Source organism: Bacillus sp. FSL K6-0073 (genome assembly GCF_038006085.1).
Classification (GTDB): Bacteria; Bacillota; Bacilli; order Bacillales; family Bacillaceae_G; genus Bacillus_A; species Bacillus_A cereus.
The window spans coordinates 1,108,682-1,124,875 of record NZ_JBBOUN010000001.1 but is presented as its reverse complement, the minus strand read 5'-3'; the positions used below and the strand labels follow the sequence as shown (position 1 = coordinate 1,124,875).

Genomic DNA, 16,194 nt, shown 5'->3' with positions numbered 1-16,194 from the left:
ATCTACTATCCATAGATTTCCTGTATATTCATAATCTTTCCATATATATCATTTTACAAAGAATTACATATTTGGTCAAAGGGATTTATGTAGTCCTTAAAAGAAAATTTTAATCACAAAGAAAAGAAGCTAACAATAAATTGTTAACTTCTCAATCGAAAGTAAAATACTATCTTTCCTTATCTTCTAATATCTAGGTTGTGATTGGATATTTGTAAGATGAACATCATACATATCAATGATTTCAAGAAATCTATCAGCTTCACGGAAAACATGGTCTGCTAATAACGGATGAATGATACTCTTTATTTTACATTGCTCAATTAAATCACGTGCTGTTTTCTTAAAATCCCGAAGAGATGCAACCGACACACGATTTTGATCTAAAAATTGATCTAAAAGAGGGGCTGTTTGGGATTGTGGTTTCATAGATTCTAAGTCAATTGCTTGATACATCAATTCATCAAAATCATTGCTAAAATTCCGCGCTGTATCTACAAGCTTTCTTTCCGATGGATCAAGAAGATGGCCAATAAATTTAGCATGGTCTGCCATAATCCGTAAAAAGAAAACATTTTCTTTAATAATAGCATCAGGAAGCGCATCTAATTTACCTTCATTTAATTGTATTAAACGTTTTCTAAAATAATCAGCTTCCCTACTTGTATGGTCAACTAAAAGTGGAAAGTTATTTTGTCCTGGCAATTTACATGTGAGAATTAATCCTAAAATTTTTCGTTTAAATCCCCAAATATTAGTTGCGGCTTGTTGTACTTCTGCATTAAATCTTTTTATTTGCTCAGGATCTGTTTCATTTGTATAGGAATGCGCTATTTGTTCAATATGTTCAAACAATCGATAAAATTGATTCGCCTCTTCGATTAGTTGAGTATCCTCGCACCTAAATCCTAAACGAAGAAAAAAAGAATGCTCCTTCATGATTCTAGACCAAAAACGAATTTCATTTAATGAACGCTCAACAAACATTACAGATGTAACACCTGTATCCGGATGTAATGAAGTTTCATCCCTATGCATTGTTAATCCCCCCCCAGTAAAATCCCCACTAGTTCCATTCTTATGAGTAAAAAAATATATAAATACCATCAATAAAAGTTTATGATGACTCTCTTATACATGTAAAATTAAACTAATATAACCTTAGCTTGATGAACATATACTGCTCCCGCAGAAGAAAAAAAGCTACCACCGAGATGTAAAATCCTACTAGGTGGTAACCTTTCAAAATTTCTATTAAAGCAATACCGAATCTTTATCACTTTCCTGATTACGTTTCTCACGCTCTTCTTCTAAACGCTTCATATATACTTCGCCTTCTTTTTCAATAAACTCATTATCCATATCTTGCTCTTTTTTCGAAGTATATAAAACCATGTAGCCACTTAGTACAATCCCGACAATCACAAGATACACCCACCATGGTAAAGTTTCCAAATCACTTCATTCCTTTCCTTAGACAAGCCTTATTAGTTTCACTTTATGAGGAAAGAAGTGGATTTATGCTTAAAATTTTTATTGTGGATGCTTCGCGAAAAATGCTTGTACATATTCCATAAACTCAATTGGTTCTTGACGAAACGGTGCGTGGTATCCTTTTTCAATAATATGAAACGTACTATTTGCAAATAGCCCATGATACAGTTCACCATTTTTCCAAGAAACGCTCTTATCGTGTCGTCCCCATATAATTAAAGTCGGCACCTTAATCTTATCGGCTTCCATCGCGATGCGGCGCTCTCTCATTTTCGTAAGCTGATCATAATGCTCTTTATCATCACGACTATTTTTTACTTCATTTTTATTATACTTCGTAATCTCGGTTACAGTTTGTAAGTCCGTCGATAGCGGTGGTACTTCATAACTTTCTTTTTGCTGGAAAGACTCTATCCCTGTAGCATCCGCCAAGATGAGATGCGTCACTGCATCCGGATATAAATACGCTAAATTGAGAGACATCTCTCCGCCCATCGAATGACCAAGTACTGCGAATTGATCATACCCGAGCTTCTTCATTAACTTATAATATAAATTCACTTGCGCAGGAAACGAATACTGAAAATCAACCGGCTTAGAAGAACGCCCAAATCCTAAAATATCAACCGCAATAATCGTATGATCTCGCACTAGTTCCGGATAAATATCACTAAACCCATCAGAAGAACCACCAAACCCATGCAACATGAGTAACGGAGGTTTCCCCTCACCAATTTGCTTAAAATAAATCGTCTGCCCATCAATTTGCGCCATACTCTCTTTCGTATTCAGCTTCATCATAACAGTATCTTTCACTTCTTCAACCTTCGCAATCGGCTTATCAACGAAGTTACATACGATAAGCAAAACAAGCACAATACCGCTAATCAAATAAAACTTAAACCGTTTCAAAGTTCCCGTCTCCTTTCTCAATTTGCTATTTAAAGTTTTTACATTTTTTGGTTGTTTTATGTTTTCTTTTTAATTGTAACTAAAACAGTTACAATTATACTAAAAAAATATAACTCATTTCTATTACTAATGGTTATTCTGTAACTATTATAGTTACAGATTTAAAGTAAGTCAATTCTTTTCTCTACATGACCTGAAAATAGAAAAAGGGACTTCATGTTGAAGTCCCTTTCTTTGTTATTATAGTTGGCTTACTCCGCCGCCGTCGCCTTTATTATCTGCTGGTGCTCCTCCTGTGTCGCCAATGTTAACGTAGTCTGGTCTTGCTGGTGCTCCGCCACCATCACCTCTATTTAAAGCATGTTGTTCAGACTCTGTAAAAGCAGTAAGCCCTAATGAAAGTAGTATTACTAAACCTGCTATCAATACATTAATTTTTTTCATTTATTTTAGCGCTCCTTCTTTTAAAAGTTTTTTTCGAGCTTGGCTACTAATATAAAAGTATTTACTAGCCTTTTCATGTTTTTCTTCTTGATAAAATTTATAAGCTAATATTTCTGCGTATTCCTTAACACAATCTAAAAGGGAGTGTTCTTCAAAATACGAAATACTTTCCACAGTTACTTTCTCTAACTCATTAGCACTCGAATTAATATTTAATTCCTTCAATATCATAAAGCGATGTTGAAATTCTTTATTTTGCAACTCATTACAAATTTTCAGCCCTAGTTCTATTAAGTTATTAGCAATTTCTATTTTGCCCAGTTTATAATTTTCCTCTGCTTCAGTAAAAATCGCTTTAAAATGCTTAGGCATTTTCTTAGTCACTTCACTTAAATGTCTAATTGCCAAATCTGATAAATTCTGACTACTATATAACCACCCTAAGTTACTTCTAACCATTAAAATATGTTTTTCTTCTTTATCATGTTGTTGAAGTAAATGGATTGCGGTATTAAAACTTTCCTCCGCTAACTCAAACTGTTTAAAATCAATACAACATAATCCTATGAAGTTATGACACAACGCCACGTTTCCTTCGTAACCTTTATGTTCACAAAATATTTCTTTCGCCTTTTTGATATAATCTAAAGCTAACATTTGCTGATATACTTGATAGTAAAAATATCCCATCCGATAATTAAACTCCGCATGTTCTATCGGATCTGCAATATATTTCAATAACTTCTCAGCTTGCTCATACTGTTCTTTCGCTTCGTTATAATTTGAAATTAATGTGCAATGAAACCCTTTAAAAAAGTGATAATAATAAGCTAAAAAGCCCTCTGTTGGAATTTCGAAAGATTCCACTTTATCAAAACTATCTTCTCTAACTGAAATCCAATCAACTAATGCATCATATCTAAAATTCAACAACGCATGATAAAGTAATACATCCTGATCCACATCCAACCCACTAATCTTACTTTCAATCTCCTCTTTCATTTCCGTAGCCTTCTCTATATTTTGCTGCAACATTACACGATACCAATCATCTAAAGAATGTTTCATTTGCTCCCTCGTTACTACATCTGCTCCCATACACTCGCATCTCCTTTTCTCCAAAATTACAAAATTAGGGTTTTTATACAATTATCAAAATTGTATATTACCACTCCTTTTCTATGTATTGAAAAATAATTATCAGAAAATTAAATGTTTTAATTAATTATACCAAACTTTTCCTTTTTAATAACTTGAGAAATAATTGTCAGAAAACTTAACAGGACAAATAAAAAGCAAGCAGTTCCAGCACTCCGCTAAAACTACCTGCTCTCCTACTTACTATCTCTATTTTTACTCTTTAATAAATTCCTTCGTACTTCTCACTGTATCAATTGGACGAACTAATTTTTCAATTTCTTCACGTTTTGGCTCTAGGAATGGAGGTAAAGATAATTTTTCGCCAAGTGTTTCGTATGGCTCATCTCCCATAAACCCTGGGCCGTCTGTTGCAAATTCAAATAAGATTTGTGGTGCAACTCTTGCGTATAATGATTCAAAGAAATGACGGTCTACATAACCAGATGAAGGAAGTCCAACGCTACTGATTCTCTCAATCCATTCTTCTAATACAGCGCGATCTTCTACGCGGAATGCAGCATGGTGCACTGTACCAAATCCTTGTTGTGCTTCAGGAAGAACCGTATTATGTTCTACAATAACAGAGGCACCGTTTCCGCCTTCGTTTACTTCAAATAAATAGAATTCTCCTTCTTGCGCAACCTCTTTAAATAATAGAACTTTCTCTAACACTTCTTTAAAGAAACTAAAGTTTGCGATACGAATAAATACAGGTCCTAAGCCAGTAATTGCGTATTCTAATGGAACTGGCCCGTTTTGCCACGGTGTACCTGATTCTATCCCATTATCTAATTCATCAGAGATTAGTTGATAGTGTTGGTCATCAAAATCAACGAAAGAAAGAGTTTTCTTACCGAATTGCTCTTTAATTCCTGTATGTTCTACTTCAAGACGGTCAAAACGTTTCACCCAATACGCTAACGCCGCATCAGTCGGCACTCGGAATGAAGTTTTTGAAATTTCATTTGTACCGTGTACTCCTTTTGGAACACCCGGGAAGTCAAAGAATGTCATATCTGTTCCTGCACTACCTTTATCATCTGCAAAGAATAAATGGTACGTTTGAATATCATCTTGGTTTACTGTTTTTTTAACTAAACGCATTCCTAAAACGTGAGTGAAAAACTCATAGTTTTTTTCTGCACTACTTGTAATCGCTGTAACGTGGTGAATTCCTTTTAATTGGTTCATTTTATATTCCTCCAATGGTTTTAAATTTTATATTTTCTCTTCAATAGGTGCTAAATTTGCTTCAATCTCTGCACGCTGATCTTCTAAGAACGGTGGTAAATCAAGTTTTTCTCCTAAATGTTCTACATCTCCATCAACTGTAAACCCTGGTCCATCTGTCGCAATTTCAAAAAGGATTCCGTTTGATTCACGGAAATATAAGCTTTTAAAGTAGAAACGGTCAATGATTCCTGAAGAATGGAAGCCTCTTTGTTTCACTTGTTCTTCCCAATAGGCAAGCTCTGCATCGTTTTTCACACGAATTGCTAAATGGTGGATGCTACCGCGGCCCGGTTTTTCAGTAGGACCATCTAAATATTTCACAACGATTTCTCCAAAAGCCTCTCCTTTAATGGACTGAAAAATTGCTTCCTCTTCGCTGTGGCTAACCTCTGTATAACCAAACATCTCTGTAAGTGTACTCGCCATTTTATCAAGTCTACGAACTGTCATTTCTACAGAACCCATTCCTTGAATTTGATGCTTTGCAGGAACTTCTGATTTCTCCCAAGTTTCCCAGTGCTCTACTTTTTCTCCGTTTGAAACGAGTAGTACTAAGCGAAGACCTTCAGCATCCTCAAATTGTAAAGCAGGACGATTTGCATATGTTGTCATTTCACTATGTTTCACATCAAATTTCTCAAATCGTTCTTTCCAGTAATGTAAGCTTTCCTCTGAAGGAACGAGTAATCCAATTCGAGTAATCGCATTTGTGCCGCGATATGTTCTTCCTACTAAAGGAATTTCAAAAAATGATAACTCTGTACCCGGACTTCCTGTTTTATCTCCGTAAAATAAGTGATACATGGATGGATCATCTTGGTTTACTGTCATTTTCACACGACGTAAACCAAGTACATTTTTATAAAAGTGATTATTCTCACTTCCGTTTTTTGTAACCATTGAAATGTGATGGTGCCCTTTAATTTCATACATTGATAATTCCTCCATTTCATTTTACTAGTCAAGTGATAACTAAAAAATAATATGCTTCTTAGCTTTTCAATTTATTCTCATTATGTTTTTGTAAATTCATCTTAGTTTTTACTAAATAAGTTACTTCGTTTTTTAATCGAAAGCAACTGAGTGTATGTTTTTCATATGGCTCAATTACTTTCGTTACTATCACTTTACAACTCAAGTGATTAAAAAGCAAGTGATTTATCTCAAATTCGAGATATTTTTTTATTAAATAACATTTTGGACTAAAAACACGAGAAATTCTTGGTTTGAGGACATTATAAAATTCATAAGTTGATGGATGTGAGATATCGCCAGCATTTTTGAAAAAAACACGCTAAGAGTATGCGAGATTTTATACAGTTTTTTCGTTAATCCAATAACAGACAAGAACCCTAAAACCGCACCAGAATAGGAATGTATAAAAAATTGCATAGATTGATAGATCAAAAAAAGAAGGTTCCCTTGTGAGAGTAGGGTTCCTCCTTTTTCCTTGCTACCGATAATAGGACGTTATGTTAACTGATCATGTATAGGATATTCATATAGAAATTGTTTCTATCAATGCTGAATTATACAAAGAAGGAGGCATGATAATGAAAAAAGAACAATTAATATTAATTGCTAGTCTTACTCTTTTATTTCCTGTCCTTGAATTTTTCTTCCAGAAATATGATTACTTCAATTTTTACGCACATATAGGTATTATAGCCATTGCTGTATCAACTGTTGTATTCACACTCCATTATATAAAACGAATTTATTGGAAATTATCGATCGTATGAGGAAATTATGAAAGAATAGAATTTAATTGAATATGTTTTCTATTACCCGTTTCAAGCTTTTCCCCATACCTTTTACTGCCCATACTAGTTTAAGGAACACTTTAAAGATAGCATCCCATACGTGTTCATTAATAAAAAATTCGTATACTTTCTTTAACCACTCTTTCGGGGATTTACTCTTACGTTTAAACCTTTGCCAATGCGTTTCTTCACTAGTTTTCATAACTACCCCTTCTTTCTTAATCGAATATGCTTTCTATTAGAAGTTTTAACACCTCGCTATAATGATGAAAAGAACGAAGTTTATCATATCTGGCAATTTAATCACTCCTAATTTTAAATTAAATTCATTATATAACGATTTCTAAATTTTTAGTTAATTACTAGTGAGAATTAAGCAAAATTTAAACAAAAACACCTATGTTAGGCTTTAGTTACAGGTTTTCCCCCTATAAAATCAACTATTTGCGCCACCAACTATGGGGTACGCGAATTACTTTGATATTATCTTTGAACGAACAAAATAACTCCTTTCGAAAAACAAATGAACTGATATTAATCAACTTCCAATATCGAGAATTATGTAAATAAGCTGCCCATATGGACAGCTTATTGTATTTTTTCTGAAATGCTGGCGGTACTCAATTTAAAAGTTGATATGCCCCCATTCTAGTGGCAAGATATGTTTTATTAGTTCTTCGTTACACCCATGCGTACTTCTTAACTATTTTATTTCATTTTTAATAAAGTGAAACTTTAATCAGTGGGGGTTTTCTTCCCCCCCCACTGATTATCAGCCCTCACCAATCGGACTTTAATGACTTAACATTATGCTTATCTTGGGAGCAAGGTATTTTATCGGTGAGTGTATACAAACCATGTAATGCTTGCTGTTAATAATGCTGACGAAATCAAAGCTGTAAGAACACTATATGTTTGCCACATAAGTATTGTTGACCAATCGAAAGCGCAGCACAGTATACCCAGAGCAATCGTAGCGATCAGGAAAATAACTGTTACGGTTATTCTCTTTTTTGTCATTGGCTGTTGCTCATTCGTTCTCCTTCTGCGTAATCCTAAGAGAAATAGCAAAACGGCCAATAGGCAAAAAATAATTGTGATAGACGACAAAATGATATCCAAAAGCTGTGTGCCGCTTATTTCATATGACTGAGTTAGATTGCCTTCTAATATATCTTTAACTTTTAGTACCATGTTTGTATTGGTATTTGTGCCGTTGCTCAGCAAGGAGACGGCTGTTCGTTCATTTGGCAGTATGACTACTTCGGTTCTGAAATTTGGATTGCCCCCAGTGTGTTCTATAATCGTTTGTTCGGCATTTACGGACCAACCTGCCGCATAATACATACCGTTGACAGCCGAAACAGACATATCACCCCTATGTGATTTTTCGATAACCGTGTGAAATATTTCGGGTATGTCCTGCACGATACCCATCTGTATGCCCAGCCAACGAGCCATATCTTTTGTATTAGAAATGATGTAGCCTGCGGGTTTATTCCCAGCATAATCCGGAGCTTTAAATGGAGTTGTCATAAAAAAGGAAGAACGGTAGCCCTGTGCCAACTGTCCAGTAGCTTGAGCATCTTCTTTATAAACATACGTCTGGTGAAGACCTAGCGGCTGAAATACATGTTCCTTCATAAAGTCTTCATAGCTTTGTCGCGACACAATCTCAATAACCAAACCCAATACGTCATAATTAACGGTTCCATAGTTATACTGTTCACCGGGAGGGAACGCCAATTCAGCATCAACGAGCATTTCCACAGTCTTTTGCAACATATCCGGTGTATTGCCTTGTGGAATATTTTGAAGATGCCTAATATTTGTTAGACCACTGGTATGGTGAAGAAAGTTATTTAGTGTAAGACTTTGCATATCAACAGGTTTCCCTTGATACTTTAATGTAAACCAAGGTAAATATTTTTGGACAGGGTCAGTCCTTGAGAGCAGCCCTTGCTCTTCCAATAGCATAATACCCATACCGGTAAAAGCTTTACTGACCGAGGCTAACTCATAGAGTGTATTTTCACTTGCAGATAACCCCTTTTCACGGTCTGCATACCCTGAAGAAAAGTAGAACACTTCATCATCAGCAATTATTGAGATTGACATTCCCGGCACACCTGATATACGACAGGCATCATCTAGCAACGCTTGTATTGCCGCAGATTGCGAATCTGACAACGCATAACTTTGTGTTGCGAATCCTGAGAATAATATAAATATCGTTAATACAAAAACAATAATCTTTTTCATAAACTCTCCTTTTTGGAAAATTATAAGAGAACAATATAAAGTGAACCTATAATCAGCCCTCACCAATCGGACGTTTACGGGCAGCCCGACCCCCACCTAACTTCTTTGCTCCAGCCAAATTTTGAGGTGGGAGTTTTACTGCCCGTTAATGTTCGATAAATAACCTCCTTTTACAACTACGAAACTAAATTTTAATGTATCTTTCTATTCACCTGTATAATATCAAATAATTGCGAATAGTTACACTTGAACGAACAGATGGATGTAATTTGAAACAACTTTAAAGAGCCTTGCTACGTAGAATGTAGTAAGGCTCTTAGCTTTTTAATAATCAAAATTCAATAACTTTATTATCATTATACAACAGCCCCACTAAGCTTTTAACACTTAATGAGGCCATTTGATTCACATTATTAATTATGAAACGTCGGCTTATAGAACGAACGATTTTAATCTAGTTCCAGATAATAAACGATAAAAAGATTAAAACGTTTAAACAGCAAGCTTCACGTTTCGTTCGCATTTTTTCTTTATTGATAAAAACCGTTATAAAAAGAAAAATTTGTGGGCGAAATGTGGGCAAAAATAATAAATACGACAAAAGAGCACAGCGTGTATATACAGTGCTACCAACACTATATATACCGTCCACCTGATTAGGCCAGGTAAACACTTGCTATACTCTCATGACATATTGTACATCATGTAGGGTTTCTTAAGCAACGTTTGCCAAATTGGTGACGTTGCTTTTTTGTTCCAACAAAGGAGCCGACTAATGAAAACTCGTATTGATGTTATCGCAAGTAAAGAAACTTATTCCAACCTTTCTACATTCAAAAAAGTAGAAGAACTAAATAAAACTGTACGTGCATACAGAGACACTATTCATATGTCTATTAAGCGTACTGACGTACAATCTAAACTAATTGCATTACTTGAAATTTTAAAACGCTACAGCTGCAAATATGTAGGTGTTAGTTTCCTTTGCAAAAATTCAATTGCTGACATGATAGGAATTTCATATAAGACTGTACAACGTTTAATGAAGAAACTCGTGGATCTAGGCATGATTAAACAAGTAGCAATGAAACGTAAAAAAGATATGCTTCAAACTTCTAATGCTATTATCATTCAACCAATTGTGGAAGAATTGTCCGACAAGGTAGCTACTAAAAGTCCTACAAAGTGTCCTACCATTAAAACAAAACCTGTTTCCTTAAAACAAAATATAAAAGATATAAACAAACGTAATAGTAATGAGAATAGCAATACTCCAGAAGAGAATATGGAACAAGCTGACTTTGTTGCTCATTGGGTACCAGAGCGTTTTATTTCTTTAGTTGGCTCTTTTTACAGTGAATCTAAAACAATTCAAGAACTGTGGAAGGTCGTAAGACAGTGTAATAAAATAGTTAACCATACGACAGGTGATAAAGCATTTACTAAAGAACAAGAGTTAACTATTGGCTTAAAAGCTATCAAAGAGTTTGTTATGAAAACTAAATCCGGAGTAAAAATGAAGAAAGGTAAGTTCGCTTATTTCAACGGGATTGTAAACAACTTAATGGACAAGTTCTACTTCGATAAAGAATTTATGGGCATATAAAAAACACCTAGCTAAATTAACTAGGCGTTGCAATTTTCAAAATATCCATGAATTGAATTTTATGTATTGCATTCGGTCCATCACTCACTACAATTCTATTCATTTGTGGTTCAAATTTAACGATTTTCCCTTGAATAATATCTGGTTCTTTATATTTCCGATACACAGTAAATACTAATTCTGTATCATCCTGCTTTGCATATTGAATTAATTCAGCAGCTTCTTGTTGTTCGAATTCATCCATGTATGGTCTAGGTTCCTTTTTTGAAGCACTTTTCTTTTTTTGTGGTTTTGGAATTGCTGTTGACATGTAGTATCACCTCATTAAGCGTATTGATAGTTATTTCTTACTTTATCAATTGATAGTATATTAGCTAATTTCAGCGTTCTAACTTGTTGTTTTTTCATGCAATACACCAATATACGATCTTCATATACCTTTCTAACAATAACAGTTCTTTGAGAGAAATCTCCTGAACCGTTTAAATAAATTAATTCAATTGGTATTTTTTGATTGAACGAGCATTTAAGTAAATGATTCATAAGATGGCCTCCACAAGAACGTTTGTTTGCATAAAAATAATAGAACAATCGTTCTGTTTTGTCAATAAATCTAGATAAATTACATTCCGATTTTCAGATTATAAAAGTAAAATTATTTGATAAATAATACCAATATCTCCAGAGTTTGATATAATAATACAGTTATTAATATCAACTAGGAGGAACAATGTATGAAGAAATTTTTCAAGTTCGGTTGTCTAGGTATCATCGCTATCTTCGCAATCATTATTATCGCTTTAATTATTGACATATCCAACGACGATCCGAAATCAAAGGAAACTGCCAAAGAAACAACTAAAACCACCACTAGTGCTAGTAAACCTAAACAACAGGAAAAACCGAATGCTAATACGAACTCTGATAAAATTACTTATGAAAATGAAATTAAACCTAAAATAGATGCCATGATAAAAGAATATGATGCTATCTGGAATCAAGATTGGAAACCTATTTGGGATGAAGCAAGTAAAGACCCTAAATCAGTAGACAAAAACCTCTTAAAAGAGAAAATGGAGTCAGTTACAAACAAATATGATGAATTATCCAATAAAAATACAGAATTTAAAGCTTATGAAAAACTAAATGATCCTGTTTTGAAAGAGAAAATGGAGAAATTCAGAGTTGAGTTTGGACTAGCAACAAATTATAGAAGTAATGCTGGAAGAGCTGTAACTCAAGGGTTAAATGGGGTAGCTCCATTAAAAGGTAGAATGGAAGAAGCAAAAAAATCTATTCAACTTTCCGACAAGAAAATTATTGATGCTACAGCCAATTTAGTTGAAGCTGAAACAAAATTAGGTATTCAGCGTAACTAATGTTCAAATAATGTAAAAAGGATGAAGCGCAATCATGAAAGAGCATTCTAACTTTATGAAAATAGTTAAATCGATTTTTAACGCATTTCGTTTGTTGAGTAAAATTATAAATCCTATATTAAAGGCATTATCTAAAAGTAAATTTTAAATCTCATAAAATAAAAATCCCCTTTTGCATATGGGTGCAAAAGGGGATTTTTTCAAATTATTCTACAGACAACTACTTATAGATAAATAAGAAACGGTGTATATTTACACTAACATTTATAAATTCAAAAATCAAGATATAAATACCTACCTATAGAATGAGGTGATATTTTCTATTAATAAAACTATTCTTTTGACGACCATATTAACTGCATAAGCATAAAAAAGATGACCCATCGGGCCAACCTTTTTTATTGGGATAATTTTTCTATTTGCGAATAGATATCTAACGCTGCCTTACCAGCTTGAATGGCTTCAGGTAACCATCCGAATATTTTTTGAGCTCTTGTTTTATTCCCAGATGCGACTGACTCTTGTAACTTTTGCGCATGGTCTAATGCATCTTGTTTTTCATCTGGATCTTGAATCTTTTTAATCTCTTCAATTAATTGGTGAAATGAATCATTTTGCTCCCCTTGCATAACTTTAACGTCCTGCCAAACATCATCACCTGTGTTTAAAGTTACAGTATTTTGACCTGTCACATTTCCAAAACGTATACTTCTATCCATATATATGTACACTCCTTGTCCCTGATTTTTAAATGCTTCAATTTCATGCATAAACTTTTGAGCGTGAACTACACTAGTGTTAACATCCGTTCCTGGGAAATAGTCTTTTTTTTTAAAGCCTCTTTCTTAAAATCCTCTGTAAAGTTAAAGACTAAAAGTACTTTTTCCGGCTCATAATAATAGTCTTCTCCACAAAAACATTCGAAAATTTCCTCATCATCAATGGGCTGATCTAATTCAAAAACCGGGCCTTTATGATTTTTAGGGCATAATAGCATTTTTAAAGGAATTAATTCATATCCTCTTTTCCTCATTAGATAATCCACAACTTCTTCATACTTAGAGATTGGTAGATGAACACTCGCTAATACATTTTCAACAGTGAAACCTTCTATCGGAGGATCGTTAGCTGCCCATTTTTGTAAAACATTATTAATATCAATATATGGAATAGCCACAGTATCACCCCTCCTTAAATTTCTTAGTACTACTCATCTCCTGCTGCAGCTTGTGTTATCGAATTTCTTTCTAATTCTATAATTACTGCCCAAATCCCTTCCATGACATGTTTAACAATAAAATCTGGTACTCTACTATTAAAAGTAAAGAAACTATTCCTTATGTCTATACAAACAGATGCTTCATATTCTAAACCACTTACTGGATCAGAATAAGAAAAATAACACGTCTCATCCATTGTATCATCTGTAGGGATATTTAATTTAGTAAAAGCATCCATTACAGCAGTATAGGTATCATCGTGATCCAAATCCACGCCTTTTTGTCCGTACATTTGTATTCCCCCTAATCCTGTTGGAATACTAATATGTCTTGCAGCAACACCCGCTCTTAAAACCTCATATAACTTACTAACAATTTCCTTAGTTAGTTTAGGTGTTTTGTGCCATTTATAAGGCTTGCCAAATCCTATAAGTTCCATTGCGAAATTCATGTACTTCTCTTGCTCACTTGTAGCACACCTTAATTCAATAATAGGATCTTCGTTATTAAAATGAACAATAATTACAGTGAATTTAGGATACACACTTGGTCTTGATCCATATCCATCTGAGCTTGGAATAGTGGTTTTCTTTCCTTCCACTAACTTCAAATAAACCGTGCCTCCATCTCTCCTTACAGCACATAACTGGATATCCAAACTCAATGTTGGTCTCCATTCATTATCTATTTGACTTTCATTAATACGTCTCTCATCTACTAATTTACGTAAAAACTTTTGTGCTGTGTTTGCGATATCAGGAAACAGTTGTTCTATTTTACATAAAGTCAAATATTTCCCAACGTATTGGAAATTCGAAGATAAATGATCTAATTTCTCTTTATGCCCCTGTTGAAGTAAATCCTCAATTACATCTACTCTATCTCTACTACGTGACTTTATACCATTCTGTCTAGCTAATTTGTTAATATATTTATCTGCTACATTTGAATATGGAATGGGAAGCACCTGCCTTTCTTTTCTTGGAGCAGGTTCATAAGTTATTAATCTAAGATATACATCACATTTGAAATATGCTATCATAATTAAATAGGCATATCAACCTGCTTATTCTGCTCTTGCATTCTATTAATTAGGATGCTTTTTCTTTTATACTAACATATTTCCTATCTACTAAGTATTGATTTTTCCAATATAATCAAATTCAATATTCATAAAGAAACAAGAGCCGTCCAAATTACGGCTCTTGTTTTATTCACCAAACTATTCCTTTATTTAACTTTAAAATACTCGTAAAACCATTTCCCTTCAGGTCTATTGTCCATCCAAGCTGTAATCTTATCGAGCTCACCGTTTGGTAACACTTCGGTTTGTAAATATGCGATACCAGTTAACGGATCAGAAATAACTTGTCCTTTAGTTCCAAGCTCGGCCATAGCATTTAATACTTCTGGAACCAATGAAACGCCAAATCCACCAGACTTAACATATTGATAACCACCATTGGTAATAGCTTGTTCTGTTTGTTTATCTCCTATAAACCAATTTAGTGTCTTATCCCCTTGCAATAAATTAATATCCACTTTCCCAATTCCATCAATGTAACCATTATCAGTATATTGCCAGATGTCACAAGGATAGGATGGTTTCTTCTGTGGACTACCATCATTTGTTCCGTATCGTGGTAACCAAATAAAATCAGCTTGTACACTTTGTAAATTATAGTCACCGTACATGTGGTGAGCTACATAAAATCCCACTTTCCACCCTGCAGCTTTACATGTATCGATAAACGCTTGTGACGCTTTAGCTAAATCATTAAGATTACCTTTGCTTTTCATTGACTTTACTGTATCGTCTTCCACATCTAATACAAGGAATTTAGCATTAGGATTTACTCTTGCTAGAAAGTCCTTTGCTTCTACAATTGCATCCGCTACTGATACAAAACATCCATAAGCATATGCAGCATGTGGAATACCATCTCTCTCTAAATTCACTACATGGTCATTATACAAGTGATCTACTAAATTTGAACCATATTGTACACGGCAAATAGCTAATTCAATTTGTCGTGCTGCCACTGGCCAATTCATTTTATTGTTCCATTTTGATAAATCTACAATGTGTCTCATTACTGAACATCTCCTTCAAATAATTTTTGTTTAATTTCTGTTACATCTTTAGAAATAGATCCAAAAGCCTTTGCCTGTTCTTCAATTACTTGTTGGTTTCTATCAATTACTTGTTGATATTTTTCTTCACGCTGCTCATTCTTTTTTTGTGTAGTAAATAGCATCCACACAAATAACGCTGCAAATGCACCTTGTTGAATGACTGAATTGAAAATTGCATCTTCCACTGCTCTCATCTCCTTTTTAGCAATAAAAAAAGACCAGCTTATTGCTGCTCCTGCTCTGTTTGTTTGTTATTTTCATTAGTTGGTGTTGGCGGTTCTTGAGATGGATAATTCCCTGTAAGTGATGTATAACACTCTAAACAAATGTTCTTTTTCGCAAATCCCATATCTAGTGGGTACAAACGCGCTCCGCGTTTACATATTTCACACAGCGTAGCAATTCGGAATTTTACTGTCCCATCCATCTCTCTCCATACTTCAACCCTGCTAACACCGTTTAGAAGACCTGCATTATTTAACATATCAGCAGGTATTTGAACAAAAATCCCTGTATCTGTGCGCTCTGCATCCACCAACCTCCCCATAAAAGGAAAGCTTTCACCTGCTTGAAGTGGCATCATTTGATTCTCATTCATTCTTATT

20 protein-coding genes are annotated in these 16,194 nt (G+C 34.2%); 3 read left to right on the top strand and 17 right to left on the bottom strand.

Annotation, left to right across the window (positions count from 1 at the left end):
- Nucleotides 1-186: 186 nt before the first annotated feature.
- The 7 genes from MHB52_RS05955 to MHB52_RS05925 form a co-directional block, all read right to left on the bottom strand.
- Nucleotides 187-1,038 carry a DUF2935 domain-containing protein gene (locus MHB52_RS05955; protein WP_000554479.1) on the bottom strand — a complete coding sequence of 284 codons (852 nt, stop codon included), beginning with the start codon at nt 1,036-1,038 and terminating at the stop codon, nt 187-189.
- A gap of 216 nt (nt 1,039-1,254) precedes the next feature.
- Entirely contained in the window at nt 1,255-1,455 is a 201-nt protein-coding gene (locus tag MHB52_RS05950) for a sporulation YhaL family protein (RefSeq protein WP_000449225.1), read from the bottom strand.
- A gap of 78 nt (nt 1,456-1,533) precedes the next feature.
- Complete coding sequence (locus MHB52_RS05945) at nt 1,534-2,406, bottom strand: alpha/beta fold hydrolase (RefSeq protein WP_000819468.1); 873 nt, start codon at nt 2,404-2,406, stop codon at nt 1,534-1,536.
- 240 nt (nt 2,407-2,646) lie between these two features.
- Nucleotides 2,647-2,850 (bottom strand): hypothetical protein, encoded by a 204-nt coding sequence (locus MHB52_RS05940; protein ID WP_000723609.1) that lies wholly within the window; start codon nt 2,848-2,850, stop codon nt 2,647-2,649.
- Nucleotides 2,851-3,948: a response regulator aspartate phosphatase gene (locus MHB52_RS05935; RefSeq protein WP_000500590.1), complete on the bottom strand. Its 1,098-nt coding sequence runs from the start codon at nt 3,946-3,948 to the stop codon at nt 2,851-2,853. It abuts the gene before it with no gap.
- 255 nt (nt 3,949-4,203) lie between these two features.
- Complete coding sequence (locus tag MHB52_RS05930; RefSeq protein ID WP_061663881.1) at nt 4,204-5,181, bottom strand: ring-cleaving dioxygenase; 978 nt, start codon at nt 5,179-5,181, stop codon at nt 4,204-4,206.
- Between the two features lie 27 nt (nt 5,182-5,208).
- Complete coding sequence (locus tag MHB52_RS05925) at nt 5,209-6,156, bottom strand: ring-cleaving dioxygenase (RefSeq protein ID WP_016117366.1); 948 nt, start codon at nt 6,154-6,156, stop codon at nt 5,209-5,211.
- A 620-nt stretch (nt 6,157-6,776) separates the two neighbouring features.
- Between MHB52_RS05925 and MHB52_RS05920 the strand changes: the two genes are divergently transcribed.
- Nucleotides 6,777-6,965 carry a hypothetical protein gene (locus MHB52_RS05920; protein ID WP_016117365.1) on the top strand — a complete coding sequence of 63 codons (189 nt, stop codon included), beginning with the start codon at nt 6,777-6,779 and terminating at the stop codon, nt 6,963-6,965.
- A 22-nt stretch (nt 6,966-6,987) separates the two neighbouring features.
- Here MHB52_RS05920 and MHB52_RS05915 read toward each other — a convergent pair whose 3' ends face one another.
- Nucleotides 6,988-7,188 carry a hypothetical protein gene (locus MHB52_RS05915; RefSeq protein WP_000858032.1) on the bottom strand — a complete coding sequence of 67 codons (201 nt, stop codon included), beginning with the start codon at nt 7,186-7,188 and terminating at the stop codon, nt 6,988-6,990.
- A gap of 632 nt (nt 7,189-7,820) precedes the next feature.
- Nucleotides 7,821-9,248: a serine hydrolase domain-containing protein gene (locus tag MHB52_RS05910; RefSeq protein ID WP_061663882.1), complete on the bottom strand. Its 1,428-nt coding sequence runs from the start codon at nt 9,246-9,248 to the stop codon at nt 7,821-7,823.
- 775 nt (nt 9,249-10,023) lie between these two features.
- On the opposite strand from MHB52_RS05910, the gene MHB52_RS05905 reads away from it, so the two are divergent.
- On the top strand, nt 10,024-10,854 hold the full coding sequence (locus MHB52_RS05905) for a helix-turn-helix domain-containing protein (protein WP_061663883.1): 831 nt from the start codon (nt 10,024-10,026) through the stop codon (nt 10,852-10,854).
- 16 nt (nt 10,855-10,870) lie between these two features.
- On the opposite strand, the gene MHB52_RS05900 is transcribed toward MHB52_RS05905, so the two are convergent.
- Both MHB52_RS05900 and MHB52_RS05895 read right to left on the bottom strand, forming a co-directional pair.
- Entirely contained in the window at nt 10,871-11,164 is a 294-nt protein-coding gene (locus tag MHB52_RS05900; protein ID WP_061663884.1) for a YolD-like family protein, read from the bottom strand.
- A gap of 14 nt (nt 11,165-11,178) precedes the next feature.
- Nucleotides 11,179-11,397: a hypothetical protein gene (locus MHB52_RS05895; protein ID WP_061663885.1), complete on the bottom strand. Its 219-nt coding sequence runs from the start codon at nt 11,395-11,397 to the stop codon at nt 11,179-11,181.
- Nucleotides 11,398-11,588: 191 nt separating this feature from the next.
- Here MHB52_RS05895 and MHB52_RS05890 point away from each other — a divergent pair, with 191 nt between their 5' ends.
- On the top strand, nt 11,589-12,233 hold the full coding sequence (locus MHB52_RS05890; protein WP_061663886.1) for a hypothetical protein: 645 nt from the start codon (nt 11,589-11,591) through the stop codon (nt 12,231-12,233).
- Between the two features lie 398 nt (nt 12,234-12,631).
- Here MHB52_RS05890 and MHB52_RS05885 read toward each other — a convergent pair whose 3' ends face one another.
- The 6 genes from MHB52_RS05885 to MHB52_RS05860 form a co-directional block, all read right to left on the bottom strand.
- A complete protein-coding gene (locus MHB52_RS05885; RefSeq protein ID WP_061663887.1) occupies nt 12,632-12,952 on the bottom strand; it encodes a hypothetical protein in 321 nt (106 codons plus the stop codon).
- A gap of 68 nt (nt 12,953-13,020) precedes the next feature.
- Nucleotides 13,021-13,410, bottom strand: coding sequence for a hypothetical protein (locus MHB52_RS05880; protein WP_061663888.1), 390 nt, complete (start codon nt 13,408-13,410; stop codon nt 13,021-13,023).
- Between the two features lie 29 nt (nt 13,411-13,439).
- The gene (locus MHB52_RS05875) at nt 13,440-14,420 is read right to left on the bottom strand and encodes a hypothetical protein (RefSeq protein ID WP_154698670.1); all 981 of its coding nucleotides are present in this window, start codon (nt 14,418-14,420) and stop codon (nt 13,440-13,442) included.
- Between the two features lie 263 nt (nt 14,421-14,683).
- The gene (locus tag MHB52_RS05870) at nt 14,684-15,547 is read right to left on the bottom strand and encodes a GH25 family lysozyme (protein ID WP_061663890.1); all 864 of its coding nucleotides are present in this window, start codon (nt 15,545-15,547) and stop codon (nt 14,684-14,686) included.
- The gene (locus tag MHB52_RS05865) at nt 15,547-15,783 is read right to left on the bottom strand and encodes a BhlA/UviB family holin-like peptide (protein ID WP_080451631.1); all 237 of its coding nucleotides are present in this window, start codon (nt 15,781-15,783) and stop codon (nt 15,547-15,549) included. The genes MHB52_RS05870 and MHB52_RS05865 overlap by 1 nt, the downstream gene beginning before the upstream one ends.
- 29 nt (nt 15,784-15,812) lie before the next feature.
- Complete coding sequence (locus tag MHB52_RS05860; RefSeq protein WP_061663891.1) at nt 15,813-16,187, bottom strand: hypothetical protein; 375 nt, start codon at nt 16,185-16,187, stop codon at nt 15,813-15,815.
- Between the last annotated feature and the right edge of the window lie 7 nt (nt 16,188-16,194).